Source organism: Pseudoalteromonas rubra (genome assembly GCF_005887115.1).
GTDB classification, from domain to species: domain Bacteria; phylum Pseudomonadota; class Gammaproteobacteria; order Enterobacterales; family Alteromonadaceae; genus Pseudoalteromonas; species Pseudoalteromonas rubra_F.
In genome coordinates this window covers 1-365 of sequence record NZ_PNCJ01000200.1, presented here as the reverse complement: position 1 = coordinate 365, position 365 = coordinate 1, and the positions used below count along the sequence as shown (strand labels likewise).

Below are 365 nucleotides of genomic sequence, written 5' to 3'. Positions count from 1 at the left end.
CAATTTCAAGGACGCCCCGAGGAAAGTAATCAAACTTATCTTCGGCCAGTAATTTATACATACTTTGATGCCAACTTACGCCACGCACTTTAAAACCATTACTACTCATAATTTCCGTATCCGGCCAATCATGGCCTTGCAACGCAAGTAATTGCTGTAGTTGTGCTTTGCTAGTTAATGTGGCAAAGCGATGGCGATCTCGCTGCTTAATAACAAAGACACGATCGCCAATGAGTCCCATTGTAAGTGGTATGCGAATAGGGCGGGCTTCAAGCTCACGGGCACGGGACGTCATCGACCACAATACGTCAATATCGGCACGCGCCAATGCGCGAAATTGCCGTCCCTGCAACATAGGTGTATCT

At 47.1% G+C, this 365-nt stretch carries 1 pseudogene; it reads right to left on the bottom strand.

The features are described from left to right. Positions 1 to 365 (bottom strand): annotated as a pseudogene (locus tag CWB98_RS24145) (hypothetical protein); the annotation flags it as partial.